The sequence below is a fragment of the Hyphomonas chukchiensis genome (genome assembly GCF_000682695.1).
GTDB classification, from domain to species: Bacteria; Pseudomonadota; Alphaproteobacteria; order Caulobacterales; family Hyphomonadaceae; genus Hyphomonas; species Hyphomonas chukchiensis.
The window spans coordinates 1-3726 of sequence record NZ_AWFG01000056.1 but is presented as its reverse complement, the minus strand read 5'-3'; the positions used below and the strand labels follow the sequence as shown (position 1 = coordinate 3726).

Here is a 3726-nt window from a genome sequence, read left to right as displayed (position 1 = left end):
GCTGGCTTATGTCGCGTCCATAGTTATGTGGAGTTGTTGCGCCGCCGCCTTGATTTTAAGGTCCTCCGACGAGACTCCACTCAACATAATCGCGAAGCTTCTTCCGCACTCAGCAGAAGGAGACCGATCATGTGTGCAGCACTTTCACGACGGGCTGAAATCCCGTCCCTGTCCGGGGCAGAATACTTCCACCCGCTTTTCGACAATTTCGCCGAATGGCTTCGAAGCCAGGGTGCTTCCGACCGGACAATCTGCTCGATGAGCGGCGCGATAAAGCACTTCATTGTTTGGTTGGACTGTGAAGGCATCGGCCTTTCCGACATCGATAGCGCCGTGATCCGGCGCTTTTTCCGGCACCGATGCGAGTGCCCGCGTCCGCAGGCTGAACGGTACCAGAATGGGATCGCCCGCGATCACGCATTCCAAGGCCGCGTTGTTCGCTTCGTTACATTCCTTATCGAGACCGGGCATAGGCCCGCTCCATTCGACCGTTGCTATGGTGATCAACTGGTTGCGGATTTCGTTGGACGGCTTGAGGTGCCGGAACGTTCAGCGTCGCGAGTGGCATCATATAAAAGCCAGGTATCCCACTTTCTCGACTGGTGCTGGTTTGACGGGCTGGCGCTCAGCGAGTTCAAGGCAGATGTGCTCGACGATTTCCGTAATCATCAATGCGTGTGTCCCGGCCATTTCGTCCACAAACCCGTCAGGACGAAGGACCAGATCGCGCAAGTCCGCAACTTCTTCTCATATCTGACCCATCGCGGCGTTATCAACGGCACGCACCGGTCAGCTGGCCACGAGCCGGACCTGGAGGGTTTTCGCCGCTGGCTTTTCGAAAACCGGGGCGTTCGCGACATTACGGTGGATGGTCACGTGTTCCGGATCAACAAGCTGATCCGAGACCTTGGGACTGATCCTGATACTTACACGCACAAACTCATCTCGCAGGCGCTTTTGCGGCACCTGAAGGGCACGTCCCGCCATTGGGTTACGTCAATGACGACCAGTCTGCGGATGTATCTACGGTATCTGGCGACCATGGGAAAATGCGCGCCCGAACTCGTCGATGCCGTTCCCACTGTTCCGCATTGGCGGCTGTCGACACTGCCGCGCTACGTGGTGGCCGATGATGTTGAAAGGATTATCGAAACGGCAGACCCGGCGACGCCGACGGGTGCGCGCAACAGAGCGATACTCCTGCTACTCGCCCGGCTGGCGTTGCGCCCGCGTGAAATCCTTGAACTCCGGTTGGCCGACATCGACTGGGACAATGCGATCGTCCGCATCAAAGGCAAAAGCCGCGTCGAGGTCGGGTTGCCATTGCCGCAGGATGTCGGTGACGCGCTTGTTGCGTATATAGAGCACAACCGACCAGGCACGGTGGAATCCAGCGTCTTTCTTTGCGCAAAGCCACCACATGGCCGCATGTTGACATCGTCGGCGGTGACCAGTGTCGTCCGCGAAGCGATCAGGAAGTCCGGCATCCGAAATCCAAACCTCGGCGGGGCCTACCTCCTGCGCCACTCTGCGGCGACCAACATGCTTCGCGGCGGAGCGACCATGGAGACCGTCGCAACGCTCCTGCGTCACCGCTCCATACAAACAACGTCAATCTACGCCAAGGTCGACACCAACCTGCTGTCAGCGGTCGTCCAGCCATGGATGGGGGGCGAAGCATGCTGATCGAGGATCGTGTCGATGAATACATCGAACTGAAGCGCGCGCTGGGATACAAGTTCACCGAGCAGGAGGGGACGCTTCGACGGTTTGCGCAGTTCGCGGATGGCCATGGCGACACCTTCGTTACGGTGGATCGCATTGTGCAGTGGGCATCAACGGCACCATCGCCAAGGCGATCTGCTGCCTGGCTCAGCGTCGTGCGCAACTTCGCGATCACGCTGCGCGCAGAAGATGATCGCCATGATGTGCCTTCGCCAGATATCTTTGGCCGCCAACGAAAGCGACGTCCCCGACCGCACATCCTCGCGCAAGACGATATCAGCAAAATACTCGAAGCCGCGCTAGAGATCGGACCGCACGCTTCAATCAACCCCTACACCTATCACTACCTGTTCGGGCTCGCCGCTGTCTGCGGGTTGCGCGCTTCGGAGCTGGTCAATCTGCATATGTCGGATCTGACGAGTGACGGTCTGCTCATCCGGGAAACGAAGTTCCGCAAGACGCGCCTCGTCCCCGTTCACGAAAGTACGCGCGATGCTTTGCGGCGCTATCTCGTGCTGCGCCGGAAGATCGGCGGTGCTGATCCGCATCTCTTCGTGATCTCCACCGGGGATCCGACAGACCGGTCGGCCATATCGAAGCGCTTCGTGCAACTGACTCGGAAAGTGGGCCTGCGAGGACCAAAGGGAGAAAGCGGTCCCCGGTTCCACGATCTCCGTCATAGCTTCGCGGTAAGATCGTTCGAGACCTGTGGCGAGGGAGCCGACGATGTCCGTCGGCACATGACCGCGCTCTCCACCTATCTCGGTCACGCCAACCCGCATGACACCTACTGGTACTTGGAGGCGACACCCAAAATCTATCGACAGATCGCGCAGGCCGCCGAGGCGCTTCACCATGGGAGGGCGGTATGACTGATCTTGCCAACCATCTGAGCCTGTTCCTGCGGGAACACCTTCCGCGCGACCGCGGCGCCAGCCGGCATACGGTCGACAACTACGCCCATAGCTTCAGGCTGCTCGTAACCTTCGTCGCCTCTGAAATCGGCAAGCGCCCGCATGCGCTCAGCATCGCCGATCTGGATGCGCCCATGATACTGCGCTTCCTTGATCACATTGAAAATGATCGTGGAAACAAGCCAAGAACGCGTAACGCCCGCCTGGCAGCGATTAAGTCATTCTTCCGATACCTCGAATGGAGAGCGCCTGATCGCCTCGATCTGGTGAAGCGGGTGCAGGCCATCCCGGCAAAGACTTACGACAAGGCGCTGATCGATTATCTGAGTCGCAGCGAGTTGCAGGCAATACTCGACACCCCCGACAGGCGGACTGTTGGAGGTCTGCGCGACCGCGCCATGCTCCACTTGGCATATGCTGGCGGTCTCAGAGCATCGGAGCTTGTTCAATTACAGGTGCAGGATCTGGAGCAGCCGGGCATGACGGATGTGCGGATCCTCGGCAAAGGCCGCCGCGAGCGTGTCCTGCCGCTCTGGGCGGAAACGCGCAGTGTTCTGCGAGACTGGTTAGCCGTGCGACCGGACGCTTCAAACACGCATCTGTTCGTAAATGCCAGACATCAACCGATGTCGCGCCATGGCTTCGCAAACAGACTTCGCGTGCATGTCGCCAAAGCGACAAGACGAGCGCCTACACTATCGTCGAAGACGGTCACCCCGCATGTCATGCGTCACTCCTGCGCTATGCATATCCTGGAAGCGACAGGGGATATCCGAAAGGTAGCGCTCTGGCTGGGGCACAGCTCGGTCCAGACAACTGAAATGTATCTTCGCGTTGATCCGGCCGAGAAGCTTGATGTCCTGCATGCTTCAGCGCCGCCCGCGATCCGGAAAGGATCGTTCACAGGCGTATCCGACCGCCTCATTAGTATGCTGTCAGACGTTCACTCGCGGCCAGTCACGCGAAGCAAGCCGCCGACAACGTGATGCCTTGGGTGCCAGAGATTATGTGGAGCTTGCCGATGACAAAATCATATCGATACAGAGGGTTAAGCGGAGTGCTCCACATAATCGTGGACTCAACACAA

At 58.8% G+C, this 3726-nt stretch carries 3 protein-coding genes; all 3 read left to right on the top strand.

Translation table 11 applies throughout. The features are described from left to right. The coding region (locus tag HY30_RS15295) for a tyrosine-type recombinase/integrase (protein WP_206741488.1) at positions 1–1686 on the top strand (1686 nt) is incomplete at its 5' end. Further along, on the top strand, positions 1680–2597 hold the full coding sequence (locus tag HY30_RS15290) for a tyrosine-type recombinase/integrase (RefSeq protein WP_206741487.1): 918 nt from the start codon (positions 1680–1682) through the stop codon (positions 2595–2597). The genes HY30_RS15295 and HY30_RS15290, both read left to right, overlap by 7 nt. After that, complete coding sequence (locus HY30_RS15285) at positions 2594–3625, top strand: tyrosine-type recombinase/integrase (RefSeq protein WP_034742678.1); 1032 nt, start codon at positions 2594–2596, stop codon at positions 3623–3625. The genes HY30_RS15290 and HY30_RS15285 overlap by 4 nt, the downstream gene beginning before the upstream one ends. The last annotated feature ends 101 nt before the right edge of the window (positions 3626–3726 follow it).